General features: G+C 64.7%; 12 protein-coding genes and 1 other RNA gene. 3 read left to right on the forward strand and 10 right to left on the reverse strand.

What is annotated here, in order from left to right:
• The 10 genes from ATB98_RS27090 to ATB98_RS27135 form a co-directional block, all read right to left on the reverse strand.
• Entirely contained in the window at window positions 1-1,458 is a 1,458-nt protein-coding gene (locus ATB98_RS27090; protein ID WP_066879581.1) for a UDP-N-acetylmuramoyl-L-alanyl-D-glutamate--2,6-diaminopimelate ligase, read from the reverse strand.
• A gap of 158 nt (window positions 1,459-1,616) precedes the next feature.
• Entirely contained in the window at window positions 1,617-3,365 is a 1,749-nt protein-coding gene (locus ATB98_RS27095) for a peptidoglycan D,D-transpeptidase FtsI family protein (protein WP_066879584.1), read from the reverse strand.
• On the reverse strand, window positions 3,365-3,748 hold the full coding sequence (gene ftsL / locus ATB98_RS27100) for a cell division protein FtsL (RefSeq protein WP_066879587.1): 384 nt from the start codon (window positions 3,746-3,748) through the stop codon (window positions 3,365-3,367). Before ftsL ends, ATB98_RS27095 begins: the two co-directional genes overlap by 1 nt.
• Before the next feature lie 6 nt (window positions 3,749-3,754).
• On the reverse strand, window positions 3,755-4,780 hold the full coding sequence (rsmH, locus tag ATB98_RS27105; protein WP_066879590.1) for a 16S rRNA (cytosine(1402)-N(4))-methyltransferase RsmH: 1,026 nt from the start codon (window positions 4,778-4,780) through the stop codon (window positions 3,755-3,757).
• 14 nt (window positions 4,781-4,794) lie between these two features.
• Window positions 4,795-5,235 carry a division/cell wall cluster transcriptional repressor MraZ gene (gene mraZ, locus ATB98_RS27110; protein WP_066879594.1) on the reverse strand — a complete coding sequence of 147 codons (441 nt, stop codon included), beginning with the start codon at window positions 5,233-5,235 and terminating at the stop codon, window positions 4,795-4,797.
• 373 nt (window positions 5,236-5,608) lie between these two features.
• Window positions 5,609-6,003, reverse strand: an RNA gene (gene rnpB / locus ATB98_RS27115) — RNase P RNA component class A.
• A 68-nt stretch (window positions 6,004-6,071) separates the two neighbouring features.
• Window positions 6,072-7,259 (reverse strand): NAD(P)/FAD-dependent oxidoreductase, encoded by a 1,188-nt coding sequence (locus ATB98_RS27120; protein ID WP_066879597.1) that lies wholly within the window; start codon window positions 7,257-7,259, stop codon window positions 6,072-6,074.
• A gap of 136 nt (window positions 7,260-7,395) precedes the next feature.
• Window positions 7,396-7,968, reverse strand: coding sequence for a lytic transglycosylase domain-containing protein (locus ATB98_RS27125; protein ID WP_066879600.1), 573 nt, complete (start codon window positions 7,966-7,968; stop codon window positions 7,396-7,398).
• A 229-nt stretch (window positions 7,969-8,197) separates the two neighbouring features.
• Entirely contained in the window at window positions 8,198-8,962 is a 765-nt protein-coding gene (locus ATB98_RS27130; RefSeq protein ID WP_066879603.1) for a peptidoglycan recognition protein family protein, read from the reverse strand.
• Window positions 8,959-9,666 carry a J domain-containing protein gene (locus ATB98_RS27135; RefSeq protein ID WP_066879606.1) on the reverse strand — a complete coding sequence of 236 codons (708 nt, stop codon included), beginning with the start codon at window positions 9,664-9,666 and terminating at the stop codon, window positions 8,959-8,961. The genes ATB98_RS27130 and ATB98_RS27135 overlap by 4 nt, the downstream gene beginning before the upstream one ends.
• Window positions 9,667-10,017: 351 nt before the next feature.
• Between ATB98_RS27135 and ATB98_RS27140 the strand changes: the two genes are divergently transcribed.
• From ATB98_RS27140 to ATB98_RS27150, 3 genes are all read left to right on the forward strand, one after another.
• Entirely contained in the window at window positions 10,018-11,232 is a 1,215-nt protein-coding gene (locus ATB98_RS27140) for a pyrophosphate--fructose-6-phosphate 1-phosphotransferase (RefSeq protein ID WP_066879610.1), read from the forward strand.
• A 129-nt stretch (window positions 11,233-11,361) separates the two neighbouring features.
• Window positions 11,362-11,997: a LysE family translocator gene (locus ATB98_RS27145; RefSeq protein ID WP_066879613.1), complete on the forward strand. Its 636-nt coding sequence runs from the start codon at window positions 11,362-11,364 to the stop codon at window positions 11,995-11,997.
• Window positions 11,998-12,113: 116 nt separating this feature from the next.
• A complete protein-coding gene (locus tag ATB98_RS27150) occupies window positions 12,114-13,106 on the forward strand; it encodes a lytic transglycosylase domain-containing protein (protein ID WP_066879615.1) in 993 nt (330 codons plus the stop codon).
• Window positions 13,107-13,244 lie beyond the last annotated feature (138 nt).

Below are 13,244 nucleotides of genomic sequence, written 5' to 3' on the forward strand. Positions count from 1 at the left end.
TCAAAGACCTCCCAGTGCCTTGCGCACCTCCGCATGATCGGAGAACGGCAGCGTCACGGAACCGATCGTTTGCCCCTCCTCGTGCCCCTTGCCGGCGACGATGAGCGTGTCTCCGGTCTTGAGCATGCGAACGGCGGTGCGGATCGCCACGGCGCGGTCGCCGATCTCGGTGGCGCCGCTGGCCCCGGCCATGATCTCGGCCCGGATCACTTCCGGTATTTCGGAACGCGGGTTGTCGTCGGTAACGATGACGACATCGGCGAGCCGGCTGGCGATCTCGCCCATGATCGGCCGCTTGCCCTTGTCGCGGTCGCCGCCGCAACCGAAAACGAGGATCACCCGGCCCGTGGTGAAGGGGCGCACGGACTCCAGCACATTTGCGAGCGCATCGGGCTTGTGGGCATAGTCCACATAGGCGAGCGCCCCGTCGCTCGTCTGCCCGACGAGTTCGAGCCGGCCCGAAGCGCCCTGCAACTTCTCGAGCGCCGAGAATGCCGTCCTTGCGTCGATCCCGGCGGACATGGCTAGGCCGGCTGCCACCAGGGCGTTGGCGACCTGGAAATCGCCGGCGAGGGGAATGTGGATCTCGAAGATGTCGTCGCCGACATGGACCTCAGCCGACTGTTTGTGGCGGAAATGCTCGACGCGCTTCAGGCTGATGAAATCGCCGTTGCGGCCGACGGTCCGCACGTCGTGGCCCGCCTTGCGAGCGGCGGCGATCGCCTCGCCCGACCATTGATCGTCGGCGAAGATCACCGCCGGCGAGCCCTTCGGCAGCAGCGCCTCGAAAAGACGCATCTTCGAGGCCATGTAGTGCTCGACCGTCGGATGGTAGTCCATGTGGTCGCGGCCTAGATTGGTGAAGGCGGCGGCGGCGAGCCTGACGCCGTCGAGGCGGTTCTGGTCGAGGCCGTGGCTGGAAGCCTCCATCGCCGCATGCGTGACGCCCTCGTCGGCGAGTTCCGCAAGCAGCGCGTGCAGCGAGACCGGATCCGGCGTCGTCAGCGATCCGTATTCATTGCGGCCCGGCGCCACGACGCCGGTCGTGCCGATCATCGCCGCCGACAGGCCCGAATGCGCCCAGATCTGCCGCGTGAAAGAGGCGACGGACGTCTTGCCCGCCGTTCCCGTGACGGCGACCATGGTCGCCGGCTGGCGTCCAAAGAAGGCGGCCGCGGCTTGCGCGAGGAAGCGGCGCGGCTCCGCAAGCCGGAAGATGGGCGCGCCGCCCTCCGCATGGGCGTCTGCGGCGACGACCGCAGCGGCGCCGCGCGAGATCGCATCGGCAATATAGGCCGCACCGTTTGCCTTCGTTCCGGCAACGGCGACGAAGAGATCGCCCGGCTTGACCCGCCGGCTGTCGGCAGTGAGGCCGCCGATCTCGATCGTCGCGGCATCGCCGGTCAGTTGCGCCGAAAGCTCCGGGAAACTCGCTCCCGCCAGGTCCTTGATCTTCATGAACTGCTCACACCGATATGATCCTGCGGCGCCGTGCGCCTTCAGGCGCACGATGCTCGCTGTGACACTTTGAGCCGCGGCATGGTTCCTTCGATCGACGTCAAGTCTACGGAACCATGTCCACGGGAATCGCGAATGTCCGCACTTTCATTTCACGGTCAATAAGACACAAGCAAGGCAGAACCGTCTTCACCGAATTTCGGTTCGACGCCGAGCAGCGGCGCGGAGCGGCTGATGATGTCGCGCACCATCGGCGCGGCGTTCGACCCAGCGGTGCGCCCCCCGCCCTCGCCGGTCTTCGGCGCGTCGATAAAGGTCAGCACGATATATTTCGGATCATCGATCGGGAAAGCCGCGAGGAAGGCATTGAAGTTCAGGTCGTTGGAATAGCGGCCGTTGACGACCTTGTCGGCGGTACCGGTCTTGCCGCCGACATTGAAGCCCGGAACGAGCGCCCGCTTGCCCGAACCGGCGATACCGTTGCGGCGGAGCAGGTAGCGCATGTCGTCGCTGGTGCTCTTCTTGACCACTGCCGTCGCGAGTTCGCTCGCCTCTTCCTCGCTGCGCGGCAGGAAGGTCGGCGGGATGAGCTTGCCGCCGTTGACCAGCGCCGCCCCGGCGACGGCCGTCTGCAACGGCGTGGTCGAGACGCCGTGGCCGAATGAGATGGTGATCGAATTGATCTTCTTCCACTCGCGCGGCTGGCTCGGCGTCTTCACCTCGGGAAGTTCCGTCGGCAGTTTCGTGAGCAGGCCGAGCCGGGTGAGGAATTCCTTGTGTCCGGGAATGCCGACGAGGTCGGCGATCTTCGCCGTGCCGATATTCGAGGAATACTGGAAGATTTCCGGCACCGTCAGCACCCGGCGCTTGCCGTGGAAGTCCTTGATGGTGAAGCCGCCGATGCGGATCGGCGCCGATGCGTCGAAGCTGTCGTTGAGCGTCACCTTGCCGGAATCGAGCCCCATGGCGATGGTGAAGGTCTTGAAGGTGGAGCCCATCTCGAACGTGCCGTTCGACATGCGGTTCATCCAGCCCTCTTCCGCGCCTTCCGCCGGCCTGTTCGGATCGTAATCCGGGACCGAAGCCATCGCCAGTACCTCGCCGGTATGGACGTCAATGACGACGGCGCCGGCGGCGATCGCCTCGAAATTCTTCATGCCGGCGGTGATCACGTCGCGCACGATGTTCTGGACGCGCACGTCGATCGAGAGCCTCACCGGTTCGAGCTTGGCGTCGCTGGTCATGCCGATGGCGGCGAGGTCGGCCAGGCCCTGGTCGTCGATATAGCGCTCCATGCCGGCGACGCCGCGGTTGTCGATGTTGACGTGCCCGAGGATATGGGCCGCCGTCGGCCCGCCGGGATAGAAGCGGCGCTTCTCCGGACGGAAGCCGATGCCGGGAATGCCGAGCGCGAGGATCTCGCTCTGCTGCTTGGGCGTCAGTTGCCGGCGCAGCCATTGGAAGCGCGATTTCGATTTCAGCTTGTTGTAGATGTCGCGCGCATTGAGATCGGGCAGCACGGTCGCGAGCCGCTCCACCGCCTCGTCGGCGTCGACGATCTTGTGCGGCTCGGCATAGAGAGAGACGGTGCGGATGTCGGTCGCGAGGATCTCGCCGTTGCGGTCGAGTATATCCGGGCGCGAGGCCATCAGGTTGTCGGCGCGACCGATCGAGGAGACCGTCTCCGGCTGCGCTAGGCCGTATTGCACCAGACGCCCGCCGATCACTGCATAGACGATGCCGAAGCTGGCGATGACGATCGCCACCCGGCTCTTCGCCTGACTGGCGCTCTTCTTGCGCGTTCCCTGAAAGGTGACGTTGACGCCCGCCTCGGCCGGCCGGTTGTTACCGCCGGCCGAGAAATGCGCCTTGCTTTTCAGCACCATGATACGGGAGAGAAAGGACATCAGCGCGCCACCGAACCTGTCTTGATGTTATCCGCCTCGATGACGGCGGCGACACCGTCTTTCGCCTTCTTGTCTTCTTCGGGCGGCGGCAAGTCCGCTTTCAGCATCGGCAGCTCTTCGGGCCGCGCGAGCTGCGTCGGCGGCGTCGGCGCAAGCTGCAGGTCGGCGGCGAAGGCGGCGACGAGCCTCTCCAACCGGTTTGGCTGGGTCAGAAGCGCCCAGTCGGCCTTGAGCAGGTCGATCGTGTCCTCTTCGAGCTTGATCGCCGCATCGAGCCTGCGGACTTCCTCGCGCTTGTTCTCGGCCCGGTGCTTGATCGTATAGGTGACGGTCGCTGCCGCCGTCATGATGACGATCAGGACAATATCGAGCGTTCTGAGCATCGTCTCCTAGCCCCCCAGCCGTGCAAGGCTCGCCAGTTCCGGCAGATTGAAGATGGACAGGTCGCTTGCCCCTGGCGCCGCCTCCGTCCGGAGGCCGGCCCTGAGCTTCGCCGAACGGGCCCGCGGGTTGCGGGCCGCTTCTTCCTCGCTCGCGGCCAGCATGGGCTTTCCGACTGGCGCGAAGGTTGCGGCGCGCTCGGCCACCATCGGCAGATGCCGTGAGCCGCCCGCCCTGCCGGAGCGATCCTGGAAGAAGGTCTTGACGATCCTGTCTTCGAGCGAATGGAAAGTGACGACGACGAGCCGCCCGCCGGGTTTCAGCACCCGCTCGGCGGCAAAGAGCGCGCCGGCGAGTTCGCCGAGCTCGTCGTTGACGAAGATGCGCAGCGCCTGGAAGACGCGGGTGGCGGGATGGATCTTGTCCTTGGCCTTGCGCGGCGTCACCACCTCGATCAACCCGGCAAGATCGCGAGTCGTCTCGAACGGCTGCTCGGCACGGCGTTTCTCGATCGCGCGGGCGATGCGCCCCGCCTGCTTCTCCTCGCCGAGAAAGCCGAAAATCCGGATGAGATCAGAGACCTTGGCGCGGTTGACGACATCGGCGGCGGAAACGCCCGTAGCCGACATGCGCATGTCGAGCGGCCCTTGCTTCTGAAAGGAAAAGCCGCGCTCCGCCTCGTCAATCTGCATCGAAGAAACGCCGATGTCGAGCACGACGCCGTCGAGCCCGCCATCCGGGGCATGATCGGCGAGCTCGGAAAAACGGGCATGAACGAGCCTGAGCCGCCCGCCGGCGGCCGCAACGAGGGACTGGCCGGCGGCAATTGCGGTCGGATCGCGGTCGAGCGCGATCACGTCGGCGCCCGCATCCAGGATCGCGGATGTGTAGCCGCCGGCGCCGAAGGTGCCGTCGAGAATGATCTTGCCGGGAGCGGGATCGAGGGCTGCGAGCACTTCGGAGAGCATGACGGGAATGTGACGGACCGGTCCGCCATCGGCCTCGGATGTCCTACCGCCTTGATCCGTCACCATTCCGCCTCTCCACACTATTCCGGACGCAGCCCCCGTTGCTTGCGCCTCTCTCTGGCTTCCACCTGCGCCCTCGCAAACGCCCGCGGCTCCCAGAGCTGAAAATGATCGCCCCGCCCGACGAAGGTCACGTCGGTCGAGATGCCGGTGAAGTCGCGGATGAAATCCGTCACCATCAGCCGGCCCTCCGGGTCGAGCTTCACGAAGACGCCGCCCCCGTGAACGAGGAGCGACATCTGGTTGGCCGCGTCCGAAAACGGATCCTCGGCCGCCATCTGCCTCTCGAACCGGTCCAGAAGCTCCGGCCCACCGACGCTCACCGCCGGAAAGACGAAGTCCTGGAAGCAGTATAGCTCCCGCACGCCCGCCTCCGAAACCGCGGCGCGGAACGCCGAAGGCACGGAGACTCGCCCCTTGGCATCGATCCGGTTCGTTGCATGTGACAAGAAGCGGTTCATGACGCGAAACGGCCGCCTCCGATTGACGGGCCACGATCATCGGCCCGCACCGATACTCGCCTGCGCACGCAAAAGACCCCCGCCGGACACGAGCATGCCCGCCTGAACCTTCCGAGGAAGGGACCCTGGAATTTCGCGATGATGGGCCACGACGCGGCCCTTGCGCAGTACCATTATGGGATAACATGGGACCATATGGGCGTCAATGGGAGAAGCTCGTAAACAGCCTCGCGGATGATCAAATATTGATAGGTTGTTAAGTTTAACAAAGGGTTACGATCGCAACCCTAATCCCTTGGAATCCCGCGCAAAAGCGGAGCGCGACGGCCACCCGCCGGTGGCCGTCGCGCGTTGATTCGACTTGAAAAAGAGAAAAGCCAGTTGGCCTGTAAGCCGGGTTCTGTATGGCTCCGCCTCGAGGGCGGAACGTGGCAGCCATTCATCTGGGACTGCGCTTGCGCGCAGCCTCGTGCAACCCACCCGGATGACGGGCCTGGAAACCGGCTGGGCGCTTGCACGCCCGTGTCATCCCTATTCGGTCTTGCTCCCGGTGGGGTTTACCGTGCCGTCCATGTTGCCATGTCCGCGGTGGGCTCTTACCCCACCCTTTCACCCTTACTCCGCGAGCGGAGCGGTTTGCTTTCTGTGGCACTTTCCCTGGGGTCACCCCCGCCGGACGTTATCCGGCACCGTGTTTCCTTGGAGCCCGGACTTTCCTCACCCCGCGGCCTTTCGGCGCTTGCGGGGCGCGGCTGCCCGGCCAACTGGCAGAGGCTCATTAGCCGACCGGAACCCGAAGCGCCAGTGAAATCGGTCACGGGCGCGAGCCGGCTCGGCTATCGATAGGCGACCGCGAAATCGGTCTCGTATTCGCCGGCATCGGGCCGACCGTTCATGAGCAGCGTCGCCCCCAGCCTGCCGATTTCGTCCGAACTCTTGGCCGCCTGACCGTTGCCGCCGGTCAGCACCGCGATGCGATCGCCGACAAAGTCGACATAGGGATAGCCGTGCCGCGTGAAGGAGGTGACGCAAGGCGAAAAATGCGCCGAAACGGGTGCGAGACCCGGCATCACCTCGGCAAGCAGACCGCGCATGTGATCGGCCGCCGCGGCGCTCGCGCCGCCGCGGAACCATGTCCTGATCGCCGGTTCGCTGGGAAGGATCCGGTCGTTCGGATCGCCACCGATCTTTATGTAGTGCCTGCCGTCGGCATAGGCAACCGGCGGCAGCAGGTAGTAGCTTTTCTCCTGCTCCGGCGCCGCCCCGATCAGCGACGGCATGCCGGCAAAGCCGGCGAGATCGTCGCGACCGACCTCGGCGAAAAACACGGTGCGCGCCTTCACGGTCAGATCGATCGGCCGCGGCAAAAGCGCCTCGGAAAGCGAGAAGCCGCCGGCCGCGACGAGGATCCGTCCGGCGCGAAACGACTGCCCGTCGACCGTCCCGACGACCACGTGATCCGCGCCCTCGTCGATGGCCACGACCTCCGAGCGGACGACGCGCGCCCCTGCCCTTTCCGCTGCGATGGTCTGCGCGCGCACCAGCGCCCGGGGGTTGATGTAGCCCGCACCGCGCGCCTCATGAATGCCGGCGTAGGCGGCCGGAAAGCGGAACCAGGGAAACCGCTCGGCGAGCCGGTCGCCGGGGATCAGCGGCGCCTCGACGCCGAGCCTGTCGCGGGCCCGTTCGACCTTCTCGAGATAGTCGAAGGCGCCACCCGGCATGGGGGCGGCAATCAGGCAGCCGACCTCGAAATAGAAGTCGATACCGCTTTCCTCGGCGATTTCCCTGTAGCGGTCGATCGACCCGCGCGCGAGCCGCGCCCAAACGGGGTCGCTATCGATCGTGCGGGTAATGCGCGCATTGTCGTGGTGGCTGGCAAAGACGCCGCCATGGCCGGCCCAATCCTCCGGCTCATCGGGGCCGACGAGCGCGATCCTCGCGCCGGACCGGCTCAGATGGCGCGCCGCGGCCGCGCCCATCATTCCCTTGCCGACGATGACGAAATCAAAGCTTTCCGACATTGCCTTCCCCGATTCCTGAATTCGGATCGATTAAGGACAAGTCCTGCAGCGCGTCAAAGGGTTGTAACGATTTTTGCGCCTCTGGCGGGCCAATGACCAGGTTCCCGCGCAGAGTGCGTTGGCCGGAACGCGATACCTATCCGGCAGCGTCCTGTGTCTTGGCCGCTTTCGACCTCAACCCCAGGATATTTTGAACCTTGCCGCAATACCGCTTCGATACCGGGTTCATCCGCTTGGCGCCGTGGCCGGCATTGTATTTCAGGATCGTGCCGCAGGTCGTGCCGTCGGAAAGCTCCCGCGCCTTCGCCAGGTATTTCATGCCGAACTTGATGTTGGTCTCCGGATCGTAGAGGCCCTTTGTCGGCCCGGAGTAGCCCATCATCCGGGCGGTGGCCGGCTTGATCTGCATGAGGCCGATTTCACCGGCGCTGCCGCGGGCATCTGCGTCGAAGTTGCTCTCGACCTTCACGATGGCATGAGCGAGACCGGCCGGCACCCCGTATTGCTTCGCGTAGGATTGGATGAGAATCGTGTAGGCCGAACCGAGCGTCAGCGTGAGGTCCGGTTTTGGAAAGCCTGTCGTCCTGGTGACGGTTTCAAGGGAGGAGGTCTTGATGGTTCGGTCGACGTTCCCCGCATACGACGTACCAATCCCGGCGATGGACATGCAAAGGCATGCCGCCACCGCAGCAGCAGACGATATTCTCATTTAGTTTGAAGTCTCCGGTCTGGGGAACCAACCGCGGCCGGCGCACCCCACCGACCACGACCGAATTTCCCGATCGTTTTCATTGGCAAGAAAGCTGCGCCAGACGCCGCATTCCTTGCGGTTGATGCTGCGGAAATGACCGGGCCATCATGGTAAACATGTGGCAACGCGAAAAAATCGCGCAAGAAAGCTCAACGGACGCTAATTTAGTGCAAGCGAAAATCGCCGCCTAAAGGGCGAGATTCGGCAGCGCCGAAAGCAGGCGGTGCAGGGTGTCGATGGTGGAAACGTCGGCAATTCCATCTACCCGCGATTGCCGAAAATGGCGCTGGAAAGCCGCCACCGCGCCTTCGGTCCTCTCGCAGAAATCTCCCGTGACTTCAACGTCATAGCCGTAGAGCGACAGGAGCGATTGGAGCGCTTCGACCGGCTGCCCGCGATCGCCGCGCTGAAAGAAACGCCCGCCGCGGACCGGCGTCGGTTCCACCCAGTGCCCGACCCCGCGACGAAAAAGCACATTCCAGGGAAATTTTTCTCCCGGATCGACCTTGCGAATCGGCGCCACATCGCTGTGTGCGAGCACCCTTTCCGGGGCGATTTGCCAGCGTTTGCCACAGTCCAGACACAATTCGATGACGGCCTCGACCTGCGCCTCGGGGAATTCCGGCAGCCCGCTCGGATGGCCGGCATTGGAGATCTCGATGCCGATGGAACAGGAGTTGATATCCGTTTCGCCCTTCCAGAAGCTCTTGCCCGCATGCCAGGCGCGACGCTCTTCCGCCACGAGCTGGTCGACACGCCCGTCTTCATGAACGAAATAATGGCTGGAGACCTGGCTTTCCTCGCGACAGAGCCAGTCGAGCGCCGAAGCCGCCGTCTCCATGCCCGTGTAATGAAGGATGATCATGTCCGGCCTGCGCCCGCCCGCGCGTTCGCCATGATTAGGGGAAGGCACGGGGCGGGCGCCCGGAAAATCGCAGGTCTCGAACGTCATGCGGCGCGGCGTTCTTTCTCGATCGCCTCGTAGGCCGCGTTCAGCGCCGCCATGCGATCATTGGCGATCGCATGGAACTCCTCCGGCACGCCGCGCGCCACCAGCATGTCCGGATGGTTCTCGGAAACGAGAACGCGGTAACGCTTGCGGATCTCGGTGAAATCGTCCTTCGGCGAAACGCCGAGAACCTGATAGGGATCGCGGTCGTCGCCGCTGACGTGGCGCGCCAGGATCCGCTGGAAATGCGCCTCGTCCATCTTGAAGATTTCCGCCACGCGCATCAGGAATGCGAGTTCCTTCTCATGGACGGCGCCATCGGATTTCGCGATGTGGAAAAGCCCGTCGACGATGTCCTCGAGGATCGGGCAGTTCCGCTCGCAGGACGAGCAGAGCGACGCCATCTTCTCCGCATAGGCCTCGTATCCCGCGACGTCCTGGCGTGCGAGATTGTAGAGCCGGGCGACGTTCTTCGCCTGGTCGGCCGGAAATTTGAAGATGTCGCGGAACGCACTCACCTCGGCTTCGTTGACGATGCCGTCGGCCTTCGCCATTTTCGCCGACAGAGCGATCATCGCGACCGAGAACGCCACCTTGCGGCGGGTTTCCGGATCTCCTTCGAAGAGCGTGCGAACCGCCTCGACCACCCCTGCAAGCGCATTGCCGGTGGTCGTGACGATCTTGAGGAGGCTGTCCCAGAATGACATGAGTGCGATTGTTCCCTGTCCCACCAGGCGAGCATGGCCCAAGGTGGTGGCGAATTGCAAGCGGCCGGCCGCGCGAAAACGTCGCGGATGACGTAGTTGTGATGGCCCCTCAATAAATCATATTGCCGCAAACCTCAATCGAATTCCGGCGCCGCGCTCCGGCCACTCTCCGGATCGTCGCCGCTGGTCATGGCGCCTGCAGCCCGTTTCTACTTTCACGATCCACAGGCCTGTCATTTAATTTCCATCGGATTTGCGTTAGACCACGATGATCTTTGACGTCAGGCAAGGATTTGCAACGCGGCCGTTCACCCCGAAGGCCGCCGAATGCCGAAATCCCGAGGAGGTAAAATGGCCAAGAAAAAAGTCGCAATGCTGACTGCGGGCGGGCTCGCGCCCTGTCTCTCATCCGCGGTCGGCGGCCTGATCGAACGCTACACGGACGTCGCACCCGATTACGAGCTCGTCGCCTACCGTTCGGGCTACCAGGGCCTGCTCCTCGCCGATCGGATCGAAATCACCCCGGCGATGCGCGAGAAGGCGCATGTGCTTCACCGCCATGGCGGTTCGCCGATCGGCAACAGCCGCGTCAAGCTCACCAACACCGCCGATTGCGTGAAGCGCGGGCTGGTCAAGGAAGGCGAGAATCCGCTGCGCGTCGCGGCCGAGAGGCTCGCCTCCGACGGCATCGGCATCCTGCACACGATCGGCGGCGACGACACCAATACGACGGCGGCCGATCTCGCGGCCTATCTCGGCGCGAACGGCTACGACCTGACGGTCGTCGGCCTGCCGAAGACGGTCGACAACGACGTGGTGCCGATTCGCCAGACGCTCGGCGCCTGGACGGCGGCCGAATACGGCGCGCGCTTCTTCGACAATGTCAGCAACGAGCAGAGCGCCGCGCCGCGCACGCTCGTCGTCCATGAGGTCATGGGTCGCCACTGCGGCTGGCTGACGGCTGCGACGGCGCGCGCCTACATCCAGATGGCCCGCGGCAAGGAATATGTCGACGGCTTCATGATGAACGAGCAGTTGAAGACCATAGACGGCCTCTATCTGCCAGAGGTGAAGTTCGATCTCGAAGCGGAGGCCGCGCGCCTGCGCGGGGTCATGGACCGTGAGGGCTTCGTCACCCTGTTCGTCAGCGAGGGCGCCTGCCTCGACGCCATCGTCGCCGAGCGCGAAGCCGCCGGCGAGACGATCAAGCGTGACGCCTTCGGCCATGTGAAGATCGATACCATCAATGTCGGCAACTGGTTCTCCAAGCAGTTCGCGGCACTGCTCGGCGCCGAACGCTCCATGGTCCAGAAATCCGGCTACTACGCCCGCTCCGCCCCGGCCAACGGCGACGACCTGCGCCTGATCCAGAGCATGGTCGATCTCGCCGTCGAAAGCGCGCTCAACAAGGTCTCCGGCGTGACCGGCCACGACGAGGACCAGGGCGGCAGGCTGCGCACGATCGAGTTCCCCCGCATCAAGGGCGGCAAGCATTTCGACACCTCCGCCAAGTGGTTCGGCGAGGTCATGGACGTGATCGGCCAGAAGTGGCAGGCGGCGGACTGATCGGGATGAGGCGCGGAGAGGACAGGCTCCGCGCCTCACACGCCGCCGTCGACGGCGGCTCGAAAACCGGTTGACGGCTCCGCAGCGGTGTGGCTCCCTCGCCGCAACCATTCAGTCACGGAGCCTCTCATGTCCCTGGAACACTGGTTCGCTTTCGTCGCCGCATCCGCTGTGCTGCTCGCCATTCCCGGCCCGACGATCCTGCTCGTCATTTCATACGCGCTGGGCCACGGCCGCAACGTCGCGCGTGCCACGGTTGCGGGGGTTGCCCTCGGCGATTTCACCGCGATGACCGCATCCATGCTCGGGCTCGGCGCCCTGCTCGCAGCCTCGGCCACCATCTTCACCGTCTTGAAATGGATCGGCGCCGCTTATCTCGTCTGGCTCGGCATCAAGCTCTGGAAGGCCCCTGTCGGCGGCGAAGGCAGCGTTGCCGCGGAATCGGGTCGCGCCGAGAAGCCGCTGCGGATCTTCCTGCATACCTATGCGGTGACCGCGCTCAATCCGAAGAGCATCCTCTTCTTCGTCGCCTTCCTGCCGCAGTTCCTGGACTTGTCCCGGCCGCTCCTGCCGCAAATGGCTATTTTCGAGGTCACGTTCCTGGCGCTCGCGACCATGAATGCGACGCTTTACGCCTGTCTCGCCTCCGCCGCCGGAACAACGATAAGCAAGCCGAATGTCCGGCGCATCGTCAACCGCACCGGGGGCTCCCTGCTCATCGGCGCCGGCGTGCTGACGGCAGGGCTGAAGCGGGCGACCGCGTGAAACCTGCCCGCGCGCTTGCCGCAACCGGCGGCATAGGTTAATGGAGATTCAAGCAGCGGTTGGCAGCCGCTGATTTGTGAGGGGGCTACGGGGCCCGGAAGCACGAAAGTGACAGCATGGCGAAAATCCGTATCTCCCTTTCGAAACAGGCATTTACGCTCGCCGCATTGGCATCGGTGGCAATTGCCGCGGGATGCTCCACCGTCGAGCATACGTCGCTCGAGGAGTTAACCGCCGTACAGACGGTCACGCCCCTGCCGAAGCCCGGAACGGAAATGACGGCATACGCCCTGCCGGCGCCGATCGGCGCGACGGCGGCAAAGTCGGAAGCGCTGGCGGCTCAGGCAACGCTCGCCGCCGCGCCGCCCGCGGCAAGCGCATCGGCGGTAACGCCGGCGACGGACACGACGCTCGCCTATGCCGCACCTCGGGCGGTGGCGATCCCCACGACCAAGCCGGCTCAGCCCTTCGAGGTGGCTATGGCGACGCCGTCCGCCCAGCCGCTCGCCGTGACGCCCGCCCCGGCCGGCGACGATGCCAAGGGCGCCGATCCCGCGGTCGCACCGCTTCTCGGAGTTGCCGCCTGGATGGAATCGGACTTCGATACCGGCGAACCGGTCGGCCTCGAAACGCTCGTCGCCAAGCGCATGATCGTGCCGACGGAACGCCCGAAGACGGGCGTCATCGGCTCGGCGGTCGGCGCGGTCGCAAGCGTCATCCCCGATTCGCTGAAACTCACGAAAACGCCGACCAGCTCTCGGCCCGAGCTCGACCGGCTGATCAAGCAATATGCCGACCTCAACGGCCTCCCCCTCGAGCTCGTCCACAGGGTCGTCAAGCGCGAGAGCAACTACAATCCCCACGCCTACAGCCGGGGCAATTACGGCCTGATGCAGATCCGCTACAACACCGCCCGGGGCCTCGGCTATGACGGGCCGCCCGAAGGTCTCTTCGACGCGGAAACCAACCTCAAATATGCGACCAAGTATCTGCGCGGCGCCTGGATGGTTGCAGACAACCAGCATGACGGCGCGGTGAAGCTCTACGCCAGCGGCTACTACTATCACGCCAAGCGCAAGGGCCTGCTCGACGAACTGGACATGCGGTAGGTTCGGGCGGCACTGCCTCCATGGCCTGCCGACCATCTCCCCCACAAGGGCCGACAAAGGGGGGAGAATATGTGCGGCTAGCGCCTAGCTTGAATGATAGCTTCTACAAGCGGAGTGCTCTGATGGAGGGCGCCGAGC

This window comes from Sinorhizobium saheli, from assembly GCF_001651875.1.
Taxonomy (GTDB): Bacteria; Pseudomonadota; Alphaproteobacteria; order Rhizobiales; family Rhizobiaceae; genus Sinorhizobium; species Sinorhizobium saheli.

Coding starts and splice junctions, on each gene's coding strand:
- rsmH (WP_066879590.1), bottom strand. CDS start 4,780: ATGGTGACGGATCAAGGCGGTAGGACATCCGAGGCCGATGGCGGACCG.
- ftsL (WP_066879587.1), bottom strand. CDS start 3,748: ATGCTCAGAACGCTCGATATTGTCCTGATCGTCATCATGACGGCGGCA.
- ATB98_RS27125 (WP_066879600.1), bottom strand. CDS start 7,968: ATGAGAATATCGTCTGCTGCTGCGGTGGCGGCATGCCTTTGCATGTCC.
- ATB98_RS27135 (WP_066879606.1), bottom strand. CDS start 9,666: ATGTCATTCTGGGACAGCCTCCTCAAGATCGTCACGACCACCGGCAAT.
- ATB98_RS27095 (WP_066879584.1), bottom strand. CDS start 3,365: ATGTCCTTTCTCTCCCGTATCATGGTGCTGAAAAGCAAGGCGCATTTC.
- ATB98_RS27120 (WP_066879597.1), bottom strand. CDS start 7,259: ATGTCGGAAAGCTTTGATTTCGTCATCGTCGGCAAGGGAATGATGGGC.
- mraZ (WP_066879594.1), bottom strand. CDS start 5,235: ATGAACCGCTTCTTGTCACATGCAACGAACCGGATCGATGCCAAGGGG.
- ATB98_RS27150 (WP_066879615.1), top strand. CDS start 12,114: ATGGCGAAAATCCGTATCTCCCTTTCGAAACAGGCATTTACGCTCGCC.
- ATB98_RS27090 (WP_066879581.1), bottom strand. CDS start 1,458: ATGAAGATCAAGGACCTGGCGGGAGCGAGTTTCCCGGAGCTTTCGGCG.
- ATB98_RS27130 (WP_066879603.1), bottom strand. CDS start 8,962: ATGACGTTCGAGACCTGCGATTTTCCGGGCGCCCGCCCCGTGCCTTCC.
- ATB98_RS27145 (WP_066879613.1), top strand. CDS start 11,362: ATGTCCCTGGAACACTGGTTCGCTTTCGTCGCCGCATCCGCTGTGCTG.
- ATB98_RS27140 (WP_066879610.1), top strand. CDS start 10,018: ATGGCCAAGAAAAAAGTCGCAATGCTGACTGCGGGCGGGCTCGCGCCC.